A 17,320-nucleotide genomic window follows, 5' to 3' on the forward strand; every position below is an offset into this window, starting at 1 on the left:
ACGGCTGGCCTGGTGATTTTGGATTCCTGATCGTGTTCGGCCGCTGTAGCGCGGGGGAGTCATGCGCCCGGCGGCCGGGCACAGGGGCATTTTTGCCCATGAATCAGCTTGTCATAGTCTCCGGGGCCCCGGCTGGCGTTTCGATACCCGGGCGGACAACTGCAATCCGATTGATACGAGGTCGATGCCGAGTTGATACCAAAGCGGCACGAATCCGCCGTCCGCAGCCCCGCCGGGCACGGTCCGGACCCATCCCGGAGACTGGCTGGCGTAGGATTGAAAGCAATCCGAGGCCCACGATCCTGCGCCCATCCAGCAGACGGACATCGGAGAAAATCGATGGACATCACCAAGCCGGAGGAGCACAGGCCGCGAGGCCAGCACTATGACAGAATCATTGAACGGGCGGCCCAAGGCCGGCAGCGTTGAGACAGGTCCGGCCGAGTTTCCCCACTCTGTCCCGGGCGCCCGGACGGAAGTTGTCATCTTCGACAACTCGGATCAGATGGTTCAGACCCTTGGCAGCCATGACGAGGCCTTGCGCTACATCGAAGCCCAGTTCCCCGGCGTCGACTTCCACGTGCGCGGCAACGAGCTCTCCTTCAGCGGACCGTCAAGCGACGTTCCCAGGATCATGCGGCTTCTGGAGGAAGTCCGTGGCCTGGTCGGCAAGGGGACAGTCATCACCCCGGACGTGCTCCAGCAGCTTGTTTCCTTGTTGCGGAGCCAATCGCTGCAAAACCCCGTGGAAATCCTGACCCACAACATCCTTTCGAGCCGCGGGCGCACCATTCGGCCCAAGACGCTCAACCAGAAGAACTATGTCGATGCCATTGATGACAACACCGTCATCTTCGGGATCGGCCCTGCGGGCACCGGCAAGACGTACCTGGCGATGGCCAAAGCCGTCCAGGCACTGCAGCTCAAGGAAGTCAGCCGCATCATCCTCACGAGGCCCGCCGTCGAGGCAGGTGAGCGCCTCGGGTTCCTGCCGGGAACGTTGAGCGACAAGATCGACCCCTACCTGCGTCCTTTGTACGATGCTTTGCACGACATGATGGATCCGGAATCGATTCCGCGGCTCATGGCTGCCGGGACCATTGAGGTAGCACCGCTTGCGTACATGCGCGGCCGCACGCTCAACGACGCGTTCATCATCCTCGATGAGGCGCAAAACACCACGGCGGAACAGATGAAGATGTTCCTGACCCGTTTGGGCTTCGGATCCAAGATGGTTGTCACGGGGGATATCACCCAGGTGGATTTGCCCTTCGGCGCCACTTCCGGGCTGCGCATCGTCCAGGAGATCCTCAGCGGGATCGACGGCGTGAACTTCACGATGCTGGACGCTTCCGACGTCGTCAGGCACCGGCTCGTCGCTGACATTGTGTCCGCCTACAGCAAGTGGGACGAAAAGCACCGGGTGCGTGCCCAGCACACGCCCATCCATGACAAACGGGGAGAACACCGATGAGCATCGAGGTCAACAACGAGTCCGGCGTCCAGGTGGACGAGGCACAATTGGTGACGCTTTCGCGCTTCATCTTCGAGCGGCTCTACATTCACCCGCAGGCCGAACTTTCCATCCTCCTGGTGGATGAGCCCGCCATGGAAAAGCTCCACATCGAGCTCATGGACGAACCCGGCGCCACGGACGTCCTGTCTGTTCCGATGGATGAGCTGACTCCAGGTACTCCCGGCAAGCCGGCTCCACAGGGCATGCTGGGCGACATCGCCATCTGCCCGCAGGTAGCCGAGGTTCAAGCGCGCAACGCCGGTCATTCAACGCAGGATGAAATGCTCCTGCTTTGCACGCACGGAATCCTTCACCTCCTCGGTTTCGACCACGCGGAGCCGGAGGAAAAGGAAGAGATGTTCGGTCTGCAGCGTGAGCTGCTGTCCGCGTTCCTCGGCAAGGACGCCCCCATGGAGACCATGCTGTGACCTCGCTCATCCTGGTCGGGATGGCGTTGGTATTCCTCAGTTTCGTCGCCCTGCTGACCGCGGCTGAAGCTGCCTTCACCTTCCTGCCGCGGCACGACGCGGAGCAAGCCATCGTCAAGAGCAGGGGAAATTCGCTTCGCAGTATCCTCGCCCAGCCCGTTGCGCACATTCGCGCACTGCGGTTCTGGCGTGTCTGGTTCGAGATGGCGGCAGCAGTGGCCGTCGCCGTCGTCATGCACAGCCTCCTAGAGAACGTTTGGCTTGCCGGATTGGCGGCTACAGGCATCATGGCCGTCATTGGATTCGTTCTGGTGGGCGTCTCGCCCCGTCAACTCGGACGCGCCCACTCGGGCGGGGTGGTTCGCTACTCGGCACCACTCATCAGGTTCCTGTGCTGGATCCTGGGTCCCATCCCTGGTTGGCTCGTGGCGATCGGCAGTACGGTAGCGCCCGGCGCGCCCACCGGCGACGAAGCATTCTTCAGCGAGGAAGAATTCCGTGAACTCGTGGACAGGGCCACGGAATCCGACATGATCGAGGACAGCGAGGCCGAACTGATCCAATCGGTCTTCGACTTCGGCGACACCTTGGTGCGCTCGGTGATGGTTCCTCGAACGGACATTGTGAGCATCGAGTCCGGATCCAGCCTGGAGCAGGCCATGGCCTTGTTCCTCCGTTCCGGGTACTCAAGGATCCCCGTCATCGGCGAGAACGCGGACCAGATCCGCGGCATTCTCTATTTGAAGGACGTCGCTGCCGCATTGCATCGCCCCGAACAACCATCAGTCCGCCAAGACGTTGACACCATAGCCCGCGAGGCACGCTTCGTTCCCGAATCGAAGCCTGTCAGCGACCTCCTGAGCGAGCTTCAGCAAGAGTCCACGCACGTCGCCGTCGTCATAGACGAATACGGCGGCACGGCCGGACTGGTGACGCTGGAGGACCTGATTGAGGAAATTGTCGGGGAGATCGTCGATGAGTACGATTCGAACGATGCCGAGGTCACTGACCTTGGTGACGGCACGTACCGCGTCAGTTCGCGGATGAGCATCGACGACCTCGGCGAACTTTTCCACATTGACCTCGACGACGACGAAGTGGACACCGTAGGCGGCCTCCTGGCCAAGACCCTGGGCAAGGTGCCCATCGTCGGCAGCGCGGTGCACGTGGATGGGATCTCCTTGAAAGCCGATAGGCTGGAAGGCCGGCGAAACCGGGTCAGCCATATCATTGCGGCAGCCATTCCAAAAGAAGACACTGACCTTGAAGACCTTCTCGACGAGGCCGACACAACGCAACAGGGAGTTCCACGTGAGCAAGCACAATAAGAAGTTCGACGCCGATCAGGACTTCGGCGGCTTCCACGCAGGATTCTCGGTTCTTGTGGGGCGTCCCAACGCCGGCAAGTCCACCCTCACCAACGCTTTGGTCGGCCAGAAGGTGGCCATCACCTCGGCAAAACCGCAGACCACGAGGCACACGATCCGCGGCATTGTCCATCGGGACGACGCGCAGCTGATCCTTGTCGACACCCCGGGACTCCACCGCCCGCGCACCCTCCTTGGCAAGAGGCTCAACGATCTCGTCGCGGACACCCTCTCCGAGGTGGACGCCATTGGCTTTTGCTTGCCCGCCAACGAGAAGATCGGACCGGGCGACAAGTACATCGCAGCCCAGCTCGCCGCGGTGGGACGCAAGCCCATCATCGCCCTGGTCACCAAGACCGACCTTGTTGACCGCCAGGCCCTGACCGAGCAACTCCTGGCTGTAGCCGCATTGGGCCGCGAAGTCCTCGGCGAGCAAGGCTGGGCCGATATCGTTCCGGTTTCAGCAACCGACGGTTTCCAGGTCAATACGGTCGCCGACGTCCTCATCGGCCACATGCCGCCTTCTCCGCCGCTCTACCCGGACGGTGAACTCACCGATGAACCGGAGGCCGTCATGGTCGCCGAACTTATCCGGGAAGCAGCGCTGGAAGGCGTCCGCGACGAGCTTCCGCACTCCCTGGCCGTGGTGGTGGAGGAAATCCTGCCCCGCGAGGGCCGCTCCGAAGACAATCCGCTCCTCGACGTGCGGGTCAATTTGTATGTTGAGCGCCCGTCCCAGAAGGCCATCATCATCGGCAAGGCCGGAAGCCGGCTGCGCGAAGTCGGAACGAACGCCCGCAAGGGCATTGAGGCCCTCCTGGGAACCAAGATCTACCTCGACCTGCACGTGAAAGTGGCCAAGGACTGGCAGCGCGACCCGAAGCAACTCGTGAAGCTGGGGTTCTAACCGCTGGGGAATTTCCCAGTTTGGGCCCGTAAAATGGTCCGAATCCCATTTTCCGAGGAAAGGTTGAGCGAGTCGTGCGACGTCGCGATGCACGCGTACAAGAGCCCGGCACCCTTGGTGCCCGCGGCGCTGCACGCCACGGGGAAGCTCCCGGCACCCCCCGCCACATGAATGCTCCGAAGGGCCTCCCGCTCTGGCTCAAGGTCACTGCCGTGACGGTGTCAGTGCTGTTGGTTGCCGGTATCGCTTTCGCCGCCTACTGGGTCATCCGCTTGCAATCGAACATCAGCAAAGCACCGTTGTCGGCGGGCGCCACGAGAACCGAAGCCGCGGCCAACGACGCAACGGACCGCCTGCAGATCCTCATCCTCGGGTCCGACACGAGGGACGGCAAGAACTCGCAATACGGTTCAACGCAGGATTCCACCGGTTACGGCCAGTCAGACGTCATGATGCTGCTGGACATTTCAGCGGACAACAAGAGAGTGAGCCTCACGAGCTTTCCCCGTGACCTCCTGGTGAATGTCCCGTCATGCACTGATCCCAAGACCAATACCGTGTATCAACCCCACTCGAACGTCATGATCAACTCGGCCATGGCAGAAGCCGGGATCGGTTGCGCCGTGGACACAGTCAACAAGCTCACGGGACTGCAAATCGACCACTTCATGATGGCTGACTTCAACGCCGTCAAGGAGCTGTCCAACGCCGTAGGCGGAGTCAATGTGTGCGTGAGCGACGCCGTCTACGACCCCGATTCCGGACTCCGGCTCCCCAAGGGAACATCGAGCGTCCAAGGGGAACAAGCCCTGGCCTTCCTCCGTACCCGCCACGGTTTTGGCGATGGAAGCGACCTCGGCCGTATCCAGGCGCAGCAGGGTTTCCTCTCCTCGCTGACCCGGAAGATCAAGTCTGATGGCACGCTGGGCAATCCGCAGAGCCTGCTGTCCATTGCCGATGCCGTGACAAAGAACCTGACCGTGGACGAAGGCCTGGCGTCCGTCCAGTCGCTGCTGACCATCGGGAGCCGCCTCAAGGACGTTGACTTGTCCAAGGTCGCGTTCGTGTCGGTTCCCACCCAGCCCGCCGCCGTCGATCCCAACAGGCTCGAATTGGTTCAACCGCAGGCCACCCAGCTGTTCGCAGCCATGCGCGCGAACCTCGACCTGACCACCCCGGGGGCTACGGCCGCTCCCTCGGCCAGTCCCTCGCCTGCGGCCTCGGGGGCACCGTCCGGCAGCGCGGCGCCAGCGCCGAGCGCTCCGCCTGTTCCCGCCTATGACAAGGCCCTTCAGACAGTGACCGTTGCCGACGGAACAGGCATCGCATCCCGCGGCCAGGAGATCGCAGCCGCCCTGGTTGGCGGCGGATTCACGAAAGCCGCACACTTCCTCGCGGCTGCCGTTCCCAGGACCGTTGTGTATTACGGGGCAGGCTATGCCGACGTTGCGCCGGATGTCGCGAATCTCCTGGGGATCCCGGCCTCGCAAGTCGAACCATCCAACGGCATCGTGGGAGTCCAGGTCTATATCGGCAGTGACTTCGATTCGGGAACCAAGTACGGAGTTGCCTCCGTTCCGGCCGACGTCGTCAAGCAGACCGCAGGCGACGTGAAATGCCAGGCGGTCAACCCCGCACTCGTCGCGAGGTAGCTGCTGCTGCCTACCAGATGCTGACGCGGTCCTCAGGCGACAGCCACATTCCATCCCCGGCTTCCACCGCGAACGCCTCATGGAACGAATCCAGGTTCTTGGCGATGGCATTCGTTCGGAACTCGTTGGGGGAGTGCGGGTCCGTAGCGACGCGCCGGATGGCCTCCTCGGGACGGATGACTTGGCGCCAGCCGGCAGCCCAGGACATGAAGAAGCGCTGCTGTCCGGTCAGGCCTTCAAGGACCGGCGGCTCAGCACCGTCAAGGCTCAAGAGGTAGGCCTTGTAGGCAATGGTCAGGCCGCCGAGATCGCCGATGTTTTCGCCGAGCGTGAGCTTCCCGTTGACCTTGTGCTCAGGGGCGGCGTAGGGGGCAAGGGCGTCGAATTGGGCTACGAGCTTTGCCGCCAGTCCTTCGAAGGCCTTTCTGTCCTCCTCGCTCCACCAATTCCGCAGCGCTCCGCTTCCATCGAACTGGGAGCCCTGGTCGTCGAAGCCGTGGCCGATTTCATGACCGATGATGGCGCCGATGCCTCCATAGTTGACCGCGTCGTCAGCTTCCGCCGTGAAGAAGGGTGGCTGCAGGATCGCGGCGGGGAAGACAATCTCATTCAGCATCGGGTGGTAGTACGCGTTGACGGTCTGCGGGGTCATGAGCCACTTGTCGAGATCGACCGGCTTGCCGACCTCATCGAGGTGACGGTCGACGTCGGCGTTGTGTGCCCGCTCGACGTTGCCCAAAAGGTCGCTCGGGTCAATCTCGACGGCGGAATAGTCGATCCACTTGTCCGGAAAACCGATCTTGGGCCGGAAGGCCTCAAGTTTTTTCAGCGCTTCCGCCTTGGTGTCTTCGCCCATCCAGTCGAGGGCCGTGATGCTCTCGCGGTAGGCCTCGATCAGCTTGGCAACCAGCGTCTGCATCCTGGCCTTGTAGCCTTCGGGGAAGTGGCGTTCCACGTAGATCTGGCCTACCGCCTCCCCAAGGGCGGCTTCGACGACGGCGACGCCCCGCTTCCACCGGTCCTTGTTCTGTGGAGTGCCGCTCAGGGTGGTGCCGTAGAAATCGAAGTTTGCGTCCACGAACGCCGACGAAAGATAAGGGGCGGCGGCATTGAGCACGCGCAGGGCCAGCCACTCCTGCCACGTGGCAAGGGACTCGGACTCGACAAGGGCGGACGCACCGGTGAAGAAGTCCGGGGTGCTGACCACCAGCTCGGTGTACTTGTCCGCTTCAATGCGGGCCGAATCGAACCATGCGTCAAGGTGTGGAAACAGTTCGCGGCCCTCTTCCGCGGTCTTGAGGTTGTAGGTCTTCTGCGGATCGCGCAGGGTGACGTTGTCCCAGTGGTGCGAAGCAAGGGCCTTCTCAAGGGCGACGACGCGCGCCGCGGCAGTGTCGGCGTCGGGAATGCCCGCCAGGCCGAAGAGTTTGGCGACGTATTTCGCATAGGCGCTGACGATGCCTTCGAACTTCTCGTCCCGGTAATACGATTCGTCGGGAAGGCCCAGGCCGCCCTGGCCGATGTACAACAGGATCCGGTCCGGGTTCCCGGCGTCGGGAGCGGGATAGATCGAGAAGAGGCCGGAAACATCCGAGCGGAACAGGCGCCCCGTCAGGGCCACCACTTCGGCTGGCGACGCCGTGGCAAAGACCTCCGCGAGCCGGGCGCGGATAGGCTCCATGCCCTTGGCCTCGGTGGCTTCCTCGTCCATGAAGCTGTTGTAGAGCCCGCCTACTTTGCGCTCGATGCCGCTGGCGTCTTCGCCCTTTGCTGCAGCTTCCTCGATGATCGCTTTGACTGCTAGTTCCGCGCCGTCGCGGAGCGCGGTGAAGGTTCCCTCGAGCGGTCGGTCGTCCGGGATGACCGTCGACTTCAGCCACGCCCCGTTGACGTGCTGGTAAAGGTCGTCCTGCGGCCTGACGCTTTCATCGATGTTGGACAGTGTGATCCCCGACTGTGGCACAAGAACTCCTTCGGACGACGAGCGGAACCGGCTCACTACCGTTCACGCGTCTGCATAGTGGACGTTGCTTCTGGTATTGCATTGTCATCATACGCACCCGTGTTACTGTGAAATGGTGCGTGCAGGAATGCTTCTCCTTAGCTGCCGCGGCGGGGCCTCGTAGGCGATCATTCGCTAGGCCAACCCTCGCTGCGGAGTTAGCTATGCCCGGCCAATCTTCCATCAAAGATTAAGAGAAAAGGCCCCAAGTCATGCGCAACGCACAAAAGCCCTCCGGAATGCCCATTCATCGGTACCTGCCTTTCCAGGAACAGATCAATGTCGAGCTGCCGGACCGCACCTGGCCGGACAAGGTCATCACCAAGGCTCCCCGCTGGTGCGCAGTGGACCTCCGTGACGGCAACCAGGCACTGATCGACCCCATGAGCCCGGCCCGCAAGCTGAAAATGTTCCAACTGCTGGTCAAGATGGGCTACAAGGAAATCGAAGTCGGCTTCCCGTCCGCTTCGCAGACAGACTTCGACTTCGTGCGGCAGCTCATCGAAGGCGGCCACATCCCGGATGACGTTTCCATCCAGGTCCTGACCCAGGCGCGCGAGCACCTGATCGAACGCACCTACGAATCCCTCGTCGGCGCCAAGCAGGCCATCGTCCACCTGTACAACTCCACGTCGGTCCTGCAACGGCGCGTCGTGTTCAACCAGGACGAGGACGGGATCCTGGACATCGCCCTCCAGGGTGCCCGCTTGTGCAAGAAATACGAGGAAACCCTCACGGACACACACATCACGTACGAGTACTCGCCGGAGTCCTTCACCGGAACCGAGCTCGAGTACGCAGCACGTGTTTGCAACGCGATCGCCGACGTTTTCGAAGCGTCCGCGGACAAGCAGGTCATCATCAACCTGCCCGCCACCGTGGAAATGGCCACGCCCAATGTCTACGCCGACTCCATCGAATGGATGCACCGGAATCTGCACCCGCGTGAAGGCATCATCATCTCCCTCCACCCGCACAACGATCGCGGCACGGGTGTTGCCGCCGCTGAGTTGGGCTACCTGGCCGGCGCCGACCGCATCGAAGGCTGCTTGTTCGGCAACGGCGAGCGTACCGGCAACGTGGACCTGGTCACCCTAGGCCTGAACATGTTCGTCCAAGGCCTGGATCCGATGATCGATTTCTCGGACATTGACGAAGTCCGCCGGACGGTCGAGTACTGCAACCAGTTGCCCGTTCCCGAGCGTTCCCCGTACGGTGGCGACCTGGTGTTCACGGCATTCTCCGGTTCGCACCAGGACGCCATCAAGAAGGGCTTCGAAGCCCTCGAGAAGGACGCCGCCGCCGCTGGCAAGGCCGTGGATGACTTCACCTGGCAGGTTCCGTACCTGCCGATCGATCCCAAGGACCTGGGCCGTAGCTACGAGGCCGTCATCCGCGTCAACTCGCAGTCCGGCAAGGGCGGGGTGGCGTACCTGCTCAAGAACGAGCACAGCCTCGACCTGCCGCGTCGCGCACAAATCGAATTCTCCGGCGTCATCCAGCACCGCACCGACACTGTGGGCGGCGAGGTCAGCGGTGCCCAGTTGTGGGCCATGTTCCAGGACGAGTACCTGCCGGCCAGCACGGCCGATGGCCAGTGGGGACGCTACTCGCTGGGTTCCATCCGCACCGAGACCGATGAGTCCGGCGAATTGACCCTGCATGCGGCCCTGCGCATTGACGGCACGGTGGTCCAGCGGACCGGCACGGGCAACGGCCCGATCGCGGCCATGCTGGACATCCTGCGTCAAGACGGCGTGGACGTCCGCGTCCTGGACTACTCCGAACATGCCCTTTCCGAAGGTGGCAGCGCCACTGCCGCAGCATACGTTGAATGCGCCGTGGGCGAGCGGGTCCTCTGGGGAGTCGGTATCGATCCCAACACGAGCACCGCGGCACTCAAGGCAGTCATCTCTGCCGTCAACCGGGCCATCAGGGCCGTCCGGGCATAGCCATTTGCCGTGCGGCGTCGTCAACACGGCGCCGCACGGCTTCGCCGGCTCCGAGAAGGTCCGCTGTGGTGCGAAGATTAACTGTGGCCAATCCTTCGTCGTTTGCAGCGCGGTCCTATCGGGACGATGCCGTAGTGCTGCGCACCCACAAGTTGGGCGAAGCGGACCGCATCATCACTTTGCTGACAAAGCACCACGGACAAGTAAGGGCAGTTGCCAAGGGCGTACGGCGGACCAGCAGCCGGTTCGGTGCCCGGCTGGAGCCGTTCATGGTTGCCGACCTGCAACTCGTTTCCGGCCGCACTCTTGACATCGTCACCCAGGCTGTCGCGAAGGGCGCCTATGGGAGCTCGATCGCTGCCGACTACTCCCGGTACACCGTTGCCGCCGCCATGACGGAAACGGCAGAAAAGCTGACCGACGCCGACGCCGATTCGGGAACCGCCCAGTACAACCTGCTTGTCGGGGCACTTGCCGCGTTGAGCCGTTCCGACCACCCGCCGGAGCTCATTCTGGACTCCTACTTGCTCCGCGCTTTGGCGACCGGCGGCTGGGCGCCCAGTTTCACGGATTGCGCCCGCTGCGGGGCGAGGGGTCCGCACACAGCCTTCTCCGCTCCCTTGGGCGGAATGATCTGCAACGATTGCCGGCCGCCAGGCTCGCCGGCACCCGCTCCCGAGACCGTCGTCTTGCTGGGTGCGCTGCTGACGGGGGACTGGGCTACGGCGGATGTGTCCGAATCCTTGCATCGCCGCGAGGCAGCCGGATTGGTGGCGAGTTACCTCCAATGGCACCTTGAACGAGCATTGAAGTCCCTCAAACATGTGGAGCGAAGCTGAAAGTGGCACTGGGAAAAAAGAAGACGGCAACGGCGCGGACCACCCCGGTGAGGGCCCCCTACCACCACCCTTCGGGCGCCAGGCCGCCGGCCATACCTGCAGAACTGATACCGCAGCACGTGGCCATCGTCATGGACGGCAACGGCCGCTGGGCGAACCAACGTGGACTCCCGCGCATTGAGGGTCACAAAGCCGGCGAGCCGGCCCTGCTGGATGTGATGGCGGGCGCGATCGAACTGGGCATCAAGTACGTCAGCGTCTACGCTTTCTCCACCGAAAACTGGCGCCGTTCTCCTGAAGAGGTGCGCTTCCTCATGGGATTTAACAAGGATGTGCTACGTCGGCAGCGCAATCAGCTTGATGAATGGGGCGTGCGGATCCGCTGGGCGGGACGGCGGCCCAGGCTCTGGGGCTCGGTCATCAAGGAGCTGGAAGAAGCCGAGGAGTACACGCGCGGCAACGACACGTGCACCCTGACCATGTGTGTGAACTACGGCGGCCGCGCTGAAATCGCCGACGCCGTAGCCGCGATTGCCCAGGATGTCGCTGATGGCCGCCTCAAGCCCGGCTCCGTCACCGAGAAGACCATCCAGAAATACCTCGATGAGCCGGATCTTCCGGATGTGGACCTGTTCCTGCGAAGCTCCGGCGAGCAGCGCCTCTCGAACTTCCTCTTATGGCAATCCGCCTATGCGGAATTCGTCTTCATGGATACCCTGTGGCCCGACGTCGACCGCAGGACTTTGTGGGACGCCGTCGAGATCTATGCCAAAAGGGACCGCCGCTACGGAGGCGCGGTCGACGCTGCGGCACCCCGCTGAACGCGGCACCGACTTAGCGCGAGCGCACCGTGTTAACACGAGCGCGCCGTAAGACCGTTCAGTCCGGATAGGATGCCAACCAGATGGCCACGTCCCGGTAGGCCTGCTGCCGGACGGTACGCCGTGACAGGAATACATCGTGAAGGGCACCTGGATAGCGGAAAACCGCCGTCCGGCGCCCGAGGCCCAGCGCCCGGCGGGCAGTCTGCTCGACGTCGATCACGGCGTCGACGCGCATGAGCTCCGCGGTCCACTCGGCCTGGATCCGAGTCCGGCCGGAAAGCAGCACGAGCACCGGAGCGTCGATATTGAGTTTGCGTTCGACGGCGGCGTGCCCGGCCAGGACTGCCTTTGTCCACCCTGCACGGATCGGGAAGGAAGCCCGGGGCCTCCATTCCGGATCCAGGGTCCATTCGCCGTGGGCCAGATTGCTGACGCTTTCCCAGTAGGCCGGCATCTCAGGGAAACGGAAGGGCCGTTTGGGATCGGTACGCGCAAACGGTTCCACCAGACGCATCGCCATGCTGCGGATCAGGCTGCTGCCCTGGAGTTCCAGCCACGGCGAATTCAACGTCAGGGTGGCAATACGGCCAGGATTCCGGTCAGCCCACAGCGCCGCGATCAGTCCGCCCAGAGAGTGGGCCAGGAGGTGGACGGTGGGTACCTCCGCGCTACCCGTCAGTTCGGCAACATCCTGCTGGATGGCACGAAGGGCGGCGTCAAGGTCTTCGTCATAGACCGAGAGATCGGTGGTGTAGCCGGGAGTCTGGCCCGGCCGCAGGCTCCGCCCGAACTTGCGCAGGTCAAGGGCATAGAAATGGAAACCCGAGGCGCCGAGGAACTCGGCCAGTTCTGTCTGCATGAAGTAGTCTGCCCAGCCGTGGAGGTACAGCACCACCCTCGGCGGCCCGTGGGTGACGGGCACGTCGCGCCGGCGCCGTCGTCGAGTGAATGCCGTCAAGGCATCCAAGAGTCCGTGCGGCGCCGTCTGCGTGGCGAGCGGGCGGACGTGCCGGACGAGGGTGGCGCAGACCGGACCCTCCTCGTCCGGTGGAAGTTCCAGCTCCAAGGCCTCGAAACCACCGCCCAGGAAGTCATGTTGCCAGACCGGCACCCCCAGTTCAGTGGTCATGGCGTTTCCCCCGCTTGTCCAAGGTCGTAGCCTGCCGGAGGTTCCGTCCGCGGCTCGTTGGTGATGTACCCGTGAATCCAACGCGCTAGCCTGTCGTAGGCATCGGCGCGCACCGGGCCGGCCGACAGGAAGACATCATGGAGGCCGCCGTCCACCCGTTCCAGGGTGACGGTCCGGCCAAGGGTCATGGCTCGGACGGCCATGGTGTTGACGTCCAGCACGGCGTCCGAATGCCGCATGGACTCCTGCCAGACCATGCCGTTGGCGCTCGCTCCGGAAATCAAGACCAGGATCGGGATGTCTATTCTCAGCCCCCGGGCTACCCTCGTGTGGCCGCTGAGGACCGCGCTGAGCCAACCGGCGCGCATGGGGAAAGCCAAAGGCGGGCGGTATTTATCGTCGAGGAGCCACTCGCCTTCGGCCGAGCTGCTGATGCTGCGGTAATAGAAGCCGCGTTCGGGCAAGCGCAGGATGGTCGTGGGCCGGAAGCGTGCCAGCGGCTTCACCATGGTCTGGGCGGCGCGGCGGACCACGGAACTTCCGTGCATTTCAAGCCACGGGCTATTGAGGACGAGGTACTGGACGGAGCCGGGGTGGCTGCTGACCCACAAAGCGGCCACGAGGCCTCCGGTGGAATGCCCCATCAGGGTCAACGAGCCGGGCTCCTGCCCATGCCCATCCGAAGAGCGGATCATATCGATGGCTTTGCTGATTTCGGCGTCGTAATCGTTCAGGTGCTCAACGTAACCGCCAGGCCTGTCCGCTTGCAGGCTGCGGCCATGGTTGTGCATGTCCAACGCGTAGAAATGGAAGCCTTGTCCCGTCCAGAACTCCGCCAAGGCGACGTTGAAAAAGTAGTCGCTCCATCCGTGCAGGAACAGGACCGAACGGTTGGCGGACGGGGGAAAGCCACCCGGGCTGTCCGCGCCCTGGCGCGGGACATGCCGGACCAGCGTTGCGCGCCGGACGACGCCATCAGGTCCGGCCGCCTCGAAGGCGCAACTCTCGAAGTCCGCACCGAGGATATCGGTCTGCCACTCCATGGGAACAGCTTAGACACTCGCCGCGGCATCGCGCCCGGCTGCACGTCCGGAGAACAGGCAGCCGCCAAGGAACGTCCCTTCCAATGCCCGGGAGCCATGGATTCCTCCTCCGCCGAAACCGGCGGCCTCACCCGCCGCATACAGGCCGGGGACAGGAACTCCGGAATCGTCAAGCACGCGCGAACGGAGGTCCGTTTGCAGTCCGCCGAGGCTCTTACGGGTCAGGACGGAGAGCCGGACAGCCAGGAGCGGGCCGTGCTCCGGGTCGGTGAGCCGGTGCGGAGGCGCCACTCGCATGATCTTGTCGGTGGCGAAACGCCGCGCCGCGCGGATCGCGGCGAGCTGCGGGTCCTTGCCCAGTCCGCTTGCCACTTGCACGTCCCGATCGTGGATGAGTGAATCGAGCTGGGCGGGATCTATCAGCGCTGAACCCGTGAGCGCGTTCATTTTCGCGGCGAGCTCGGTGGCCGTCGCGGCGTGCAGGAAGTCCACGCCACGGTCCAGGAAGAGGCGCAATGGTGAATCGCTGCCTGGGTTGAGCCTGGAAACAAGGAGCCTGATGTCCTTGTCAGTCAGGTCCGGGTTCTGTTCGGAGCCTGACAGGGCGAACTCCTTCAGCGCGATGGTGCGGTTGCACACGAACCATGAATGTCCGTGTCCGCCCGCAAGGATGTGCCGGAGGGCGCCCAGTGAATCGAAGCCTGGAAATAGCGGGGCGGGCAACTGCCGGCCCGTCGCGTCAATCCACAGCGCCGACGGACCGGGGAGTATGCGGATACCGTGCGAAGGCCACACTGGGGAGTGGTTGTGGATACCTTCGGGGTAGTGCCACATGCGGTCGCCATTGATGAGCCTGCCGCCTGCGGCTGCGGCGGCGGCCAGAAACGCGCCGTCAACGGAGGCGGGTACACCGCTCAGCATATGTTCCGGCGCACCGCCGTCGGGCCATTGCCTCCGCACTAAAGTGTGGTTCCCGCCGATGCCGCCGGTCGTCACGATGATGGCTCCGGCGGTCGCCTCAAAGCGCCCGACGACGGTCCGGGACGATGCTTCGCCGCGTCCGGCGCCGGACGCCCCAAGGATCTCGCCGCCGACCCCGGTGACGCCGCCCGCCGTCGTCGTCATTTCCGTGGCGCGATGCCGGAAGTGGAGGGATATCCTTCCCCGGGCCACGCCTTCGTTCACTTTTGCCAGGAAAGGCTGTACGACGCCGGGTCCCGTGCCCCAGGTGACGTGGAACCGCGGGACCGTGTTGCCGTGGCCTTGGGGACCGTAGCCGCCGCGCTCAGCCCACTGCACCAACGGAAAGAGCCGCACGCCGAGCGATCTCAGCCAGCGGCGTTTCTCGCCGGCGGCAAAATCCACGTAGGCCTCCGCCCACAACCTGGCCCACGAGTCCTCCGGCCGGTCAAAGGCCGCGGACGCCAGCCAGTCGCCCAAGGCGAGTTCGGCACTGTCCTTGACGCCCAGCCTCCGCTGCTCGGGAGAGTTGACCAGGAACAAGCCACCGAAGGACCAGTGAGCCTGGCCGCCCACGGAAGCGGGCGGTTCCTGGTCCAGGACAGCAACCCGTTTGCCGGCGGCGAAGGCTTGGGCCGCGGTGACCAGTCCGGACAATCCTGCGCCAATAACGATGACATCGGCTTGGATGATTGCCTGGGAGTGAACTCCATCACGTGGATTGCTCGGCATTCGTACATGCTACCGCCCGGTAACTGCCCTGGTTTGGTGCGCGACCCGTAAACCGGAAAACTAGGAGCATGCGCGTTTACCCCACATTCTTCAAGCTGGCCTTCTCCTGGATGGATGCCGAAAAAGCCCACAAGATCGGCTTCCAGGCGATCCGCTTCGCACACCGCTCAGGCGCAGGACGCGTTTTGGCCAAAATGACGGCCCCGCACCCCTCATTGCGCACGGAGGCTTTCGGGCTGACGTTCCCGTCGCCCTTTGGCCTTGCGGCCGGCTTCGACAAAGAAGGCCACGGAATCGAGGCCCTCGCTGAACTGGGGTTCGGCCACGTCGAAGTGGGAACAATCACCGGCCAGGCGCAGCCCGGCAATGAGAAGCCACGGCTTTTCCGTTTGATCGAGGACAAGGCCGTCATCAACCGCATGGGCTTCAACAACGACGGCGCGGCGGCCGTGGCCCCGCGGCTCAAGGCCGCTCGGGCGGCATTGCAGCGGACGCATTCAGGGGTTCGGCCCGTGATCGGAGTCAATATCGGCAAGACCAAGGTTGTCGAGCTCGACGACGCAGTCGAGGACTATCTGGTCAGTGCCCGCAGCCTGGCACCCGCCGCCGACTACCTCGTAGTCAATGTCAGCTCGCCCAACACTCCGGGCCTGCGCCTGCTCCAGAACGTCGAATCGCTTCGCCCGCTCCTTCGCGCCGTCGGCGATGCCGCAGACGAATCCGCCGGCCGCCATGTGCCGCTGCTCGTCAAGATCGCACCGGACCTGAGTGACGAAGACATTGACGACGTCGCCCGCCTCGCCTTGGACCTCAAGCTCGACGGGATCATTGCCACAAACACCACCATCGGCCGGGAAGGCCTGGTAACCGACCCGGGCAAAGTGGATGCGTGCGGTGCCGGCGGACTCTCCGGCGCACCGCTCAAGGCGCGTTCGCTTGAGGTTCTGCGCCGACTGAAGGCCGCGGTGGGGGAGGGCCTTGTGCTCATCGCGGTCGGCGGAGTGCAGTCCGCGGCCGACGTCCAGGAGCGGCTTGACGCCGGAGCAACCCTCGTGCAGGGTTACACGGCATTCCTTTACGAAGGTCCATTCTGGGCCGCCGGCATCAACAGGGCCTTGGCCAAACGGCGCAGTTAAGCGTCGCCGCCAGGCAGGGAACCGATAACCAGACACCTGGACCATTCCTGAACAGCCACGTGCGGTCAAGCAGAAGGACCCTGGAACAGCTGTTCCAGGGTCCTTCTGCTTCGTCGGACGCTTGTCCTCGGGGATCGGGGGCCTTAAGCGGGGTACTGGCCTCGCTGTACCTGCGGCTTCGGCAGGCGCAAGCGACGGAATTGCAGGGAACGCATGCTGCCGTACCAGACGGTGCCCCGCTCGACGTCGCCGAACTTCTGCGTCAAGCCCTTGCGCAACTTGCGGGAAAGGATGAACACATCCGCGAACACCGCGAGGAACATGACCCAGAAGCCGATCAGGATATAGCTCAGGGCGTCGCTTCCTGAAGGAATGATGAAGGAGATGACCACGAAAAGCAGGGCACCGAACATCAGGTACTCACCCAGGCTGAAACGGGCGTCGACATAGTCGCGCGCAAAACGCTTCTGGGGTCCCTTGTCCCGCAGCGGCAGGTACTTTTCGTCCCCGGTGTCCAGGGCCTGGCGCATTTTCTGGCGCTGATCCTGCACGGCAATGCGCTCGGCTTCCTTCGAAGCCTTGCGGTCCGTCGGGACGAGGGGGCGCTTACGGGCCGCTTCCTGTTCCTTGCGCTTGGGCGTGGGAGCGCCCTTGCCAACGCCTTTCACGGCAGCGTCGGCGGCAAGCTGGTCTACTTGGTCTTGAGCGCTCGGCTCATCCTTTTTACGTCCAAACACCACTACAGAATACCCCGCAGGAACCGCGCCAAAGTCGCCGTGACGTGCCGCCGCCCGAATGGGCCCGCCACGCCGCCCGGTCCGGTTCCCCGGCAC

General features: G+C 63.6%; 14 protein-coding genes. 9 read left to right on the plus strand and 5 right to left on the minus strand.

The features are described from left to right. Nucleotides 1-385 precede the first annotated feature (385 nt). The 5 genes from VLA65_RS08095 (at nucleotide 386) to VLA65_RS08115 (ending at nucleotide 5,870) form a co-directional block, all read left to right on the plus strand. The gene (locus tag VLA65_RS08095) at nucleotides 386-1,474 is read left to right on the plus strand and encodes a PhoH family protein (protein WP_059390011.1); all 1,089 of its coding nucleotides are present in this window, start codon (nucleotides 386-388) and stop codon (nucleotides 1,472-1,474) included. Then, nucleotides 1,471-1,944, plus strand: coding sequence for an rRNA maturation RNase YbeY (gene ybeY / locus VLA65_RS08100; protein ID WP_059390010.1), 474 nt, complete (start codon nucleotides 1,471-1,473; stop codon nucleotides 1,942-1,944). The genes VLA65_RS08095 and ybeY overlap by 4 nt, the downstream gene beginning before the upstream one ends. Next, nucleotides 1,941-3,272, plus strand: a complete 1,332-nt coding sequence (locus VLA65_RS08105; RefSeq protein WP_332602193.1) for a hemolysin family protein — start codon at nucleotides 1,941-1,943, stop codon at nucleotides 3,270-3,272. The genes ybeY and VLA65_RS08105 overlap by 4 nt, the downstream gene beginning before the upstream one ends. Further along, nucleotides 3,256-4,218, plus strand: a complete 963-nt coding sequence (era, locus tag VLA65_RS08110) for a GTPase Era (protein WP_059390009.1) — start codon at nucleotides 3,256-3,258, stop codon at nucleotides 4,216-4,218. Before VLA65_RS08105 ends, era begins: the two co-directional genes overlap by 17 nt. Before the next feature lie 74 nt (nucleotides 4,219-4,292). Then, on the plus strand, nucleotides 4,293-5,870 hold the full coding sequence (locus VLA65_RS08115; protein WP_332602194.1) for an LCP family protein: 1,578 nt from the start codon (nucleotides 4,293-4,295) through the stop codon (nucleotides 5,868-5,870). Between the two features lie 10 nt (nucleotides 5,871-5,880). Here the strand turns inward: VLA65_RS08115 and VLA65_RS08120 are convergent, their stop codons facing one another. Continuing rightward, nucleotides 5,881-7,833 (minus strand): M13 family metallopeptidase, encoded by a 1,953-nt coding sequence (locus tag VLA65_RS08120; protein WP_284989010.1) that lies wholly within the window; start codon nucleotides 7,831-7,833, stop codon nucleotides 5,881-5,883. 251 nt (nucleotides 7,834-8,084) lie between these two features. On the opposite strand from VLA65_RS08120, the gene leuA reads away from it, so the two are divergent. From leuA to VLA65_RS08135, 3 genes are all read left to right on the plus strand, one after another. Beyond that, nucleotides 8,085-9,824, plus strand: a complete 1,740-nt coding sequence (leuA, locus tag VLA65_RS08125; protein WP_332602195.1) for a 2-isopropylmalate synthase — start codon at nucleotides 8,085-8,087, stop codon at nucleotides 9,822-9,824. 68 nt (nucleotides 9,825-9,892) lie between these two features. Further along, the gene (gene recO / locus VLA65_RS08130; protein WP_306972496.1) at nucleotides 9,893-10,663 is read left to right on the plus strand and encodes a DNA repair protein RecO; all 771 of its coding nucleotides are present in this window, start codon (nucleotides 9,893-9,895) and stop codon (nucleotides 10,661-10,663) included. Between the two features lie 2 nt (nucleotides 10,664-10,665). Further along, nucleotides 10,666-11,484 (plus strand): isoprenyl transferase, encoded by an 819-nt coding sequence (locus VLA65_RS08135; RefSeq protein ID WP_284989015.1) that lies wholly within the window; start codon nucleotides 10,666-10,668, stop codon nucleotides 11,482-11,484. Nucleotides 11,485-11,542: 58 nt separating this feature from the next. Here VLA65_RS08135 and VLA65_RS08140 read toward each other — a convergent pair whose 3' ends face one another. The 3 genes from VLA65_RS08140 to VLA65_RS08150 are packed head-to-tail and all read right to left on the minus strand — an operon-like array spanning nucleotide 11,543 to nucleotide 15,351. Continuing rightward, nucleotides 11,543-12,616 (minus strand): alpha/beta hydrolase, encoded by a 1,074-nt coding sequence (locus VLA65_RS08140; protein WP_307053460.1) that lies wholly within the window; start codon nucleotides 12,614-12,616, stop codon nucleotides 11,543-11,545. Further along, on the minus strand, nucleotides 12,613-13,659 hold the full coding sequence (locus tag VLA65_RS08145) for an alpha/beta hydrolase (RefSeq protein WP_332602196.1): 1,047 nt from the start codon (nucleotides 13,657-13,659) through the stop codon (nucleotides 12,613-12,615). Before VLA65_RS08145 ends, VLA65_RS08140 begins: the two co-directional genes overlap by 4 nt. 9 nt (nucleotides 13,660-13,668) lie before the next feature. Continuing rightward, on the minus strand, nucleotides 13,669-15,351 hold the full coding sequence (locus tag VLA65_RS08150; RefSeq protein ID WP_332602197.1) for an FAD-binding dehydrogenase: 1,683 nt from the start codon (nucleotides 15,349-15,351) through the stop codon (nucleotides 13,669-13,671). A gap of 68 nt (nucleotides 15,352-15,419) precedes the next feature. Between VLA65_RS08150 and VLA65_RS08155 the strand changes: the two genes are divergently transcribed. Then, nucleotides 15,420-16,487 carry a quinone-dependent dihydroorotate dehydrogenase gene (locus tag VLA65_RS08155; protein ID WP_332602198.1) on the plus strand — a complete coding sequence of 356 codons (1,068 nt, stop codon included), beginning with the start codon at nucleotides 15,420-15,422 and terminating at the stop codon, nucleotides 16,485-16,487. A gap of 143 nt (nucleotides 16,488-16,630) precedes the next feature. Here VLA65_RS08155 and VLA65_RS08160 read toward each other — a convergent pair whose 3' ends face one another. Then, nucleotides 16,631-17,224, minus strand: a complete 594-nt coding sequence (locus tag VLA65_RS08160; protein ID WP_059390007.1) for a DUF3043 domain-containing protein — start codon at nucleotides 17,222-17,224, stop codon at nucleotides 16,631-16,633. Nucleotides 17,225-17,320 lie beyond the last annotated feature (96 nt).

The sequence above is a fragment of the Arthrobacter sp. S2(2024) genome, assembly GCF_036662515.1.
Classification (GTDB): domain Bacteria; phylum Actinomycetota; class Actinomycetes; order Actinomycetales; family Micrococcaceae; genus Arthrobacter.

Coding starts and splice junctions, on each gene's coding strand:
- VLA65_RS08095 (WP_059390011.1), top strand. CDS start 386: ATGACAGAATCATTGAACGGGCGGCCCAAGGCCGGCAGCGTTGAGACA.
- ybeY (WP_059390010.1), top strand. CDS start 1,471: ATGAGCATCGAGGTCAACAACGAGTCCGGCGTCCAGGTGGACGAGGCA.
- leuA (WP_332602195.1), top strand. CDS start 8,085: ATGCGCAACGCACAAAAGCCCTCCGGAATGCCCATTCATCGGTACCTG.
- VLA65_RS08140 (WP_307053460.1), bottom strand. CDS start 12,616: ATGACCACTGAACTGGGGGTGCCGGTCTGGCAACATGACTTCCTGGGC.
- VLA65_RS08145 (WP_332602196.1), bottom strand. CDS start 13,659: ATGGAGTGGCAGACCGATATCCTCGGTGCGGACTTCGAGAGTTGCGCC.
- VLA65_RS08150 (WP_332602197.1), bottom strand. CDS start 15,351: ATGCCGAGCAATCCACGTGATGGAGTTCACTCCCAGGCAATCATCCAA.
- VLA65_RS08155 (WP_332602198.1), top strand. CDS start 15,420: ATGCGCGTTTACCCCACATTCTTCAAGCTGGCCTTCTCCTGGATGGAT.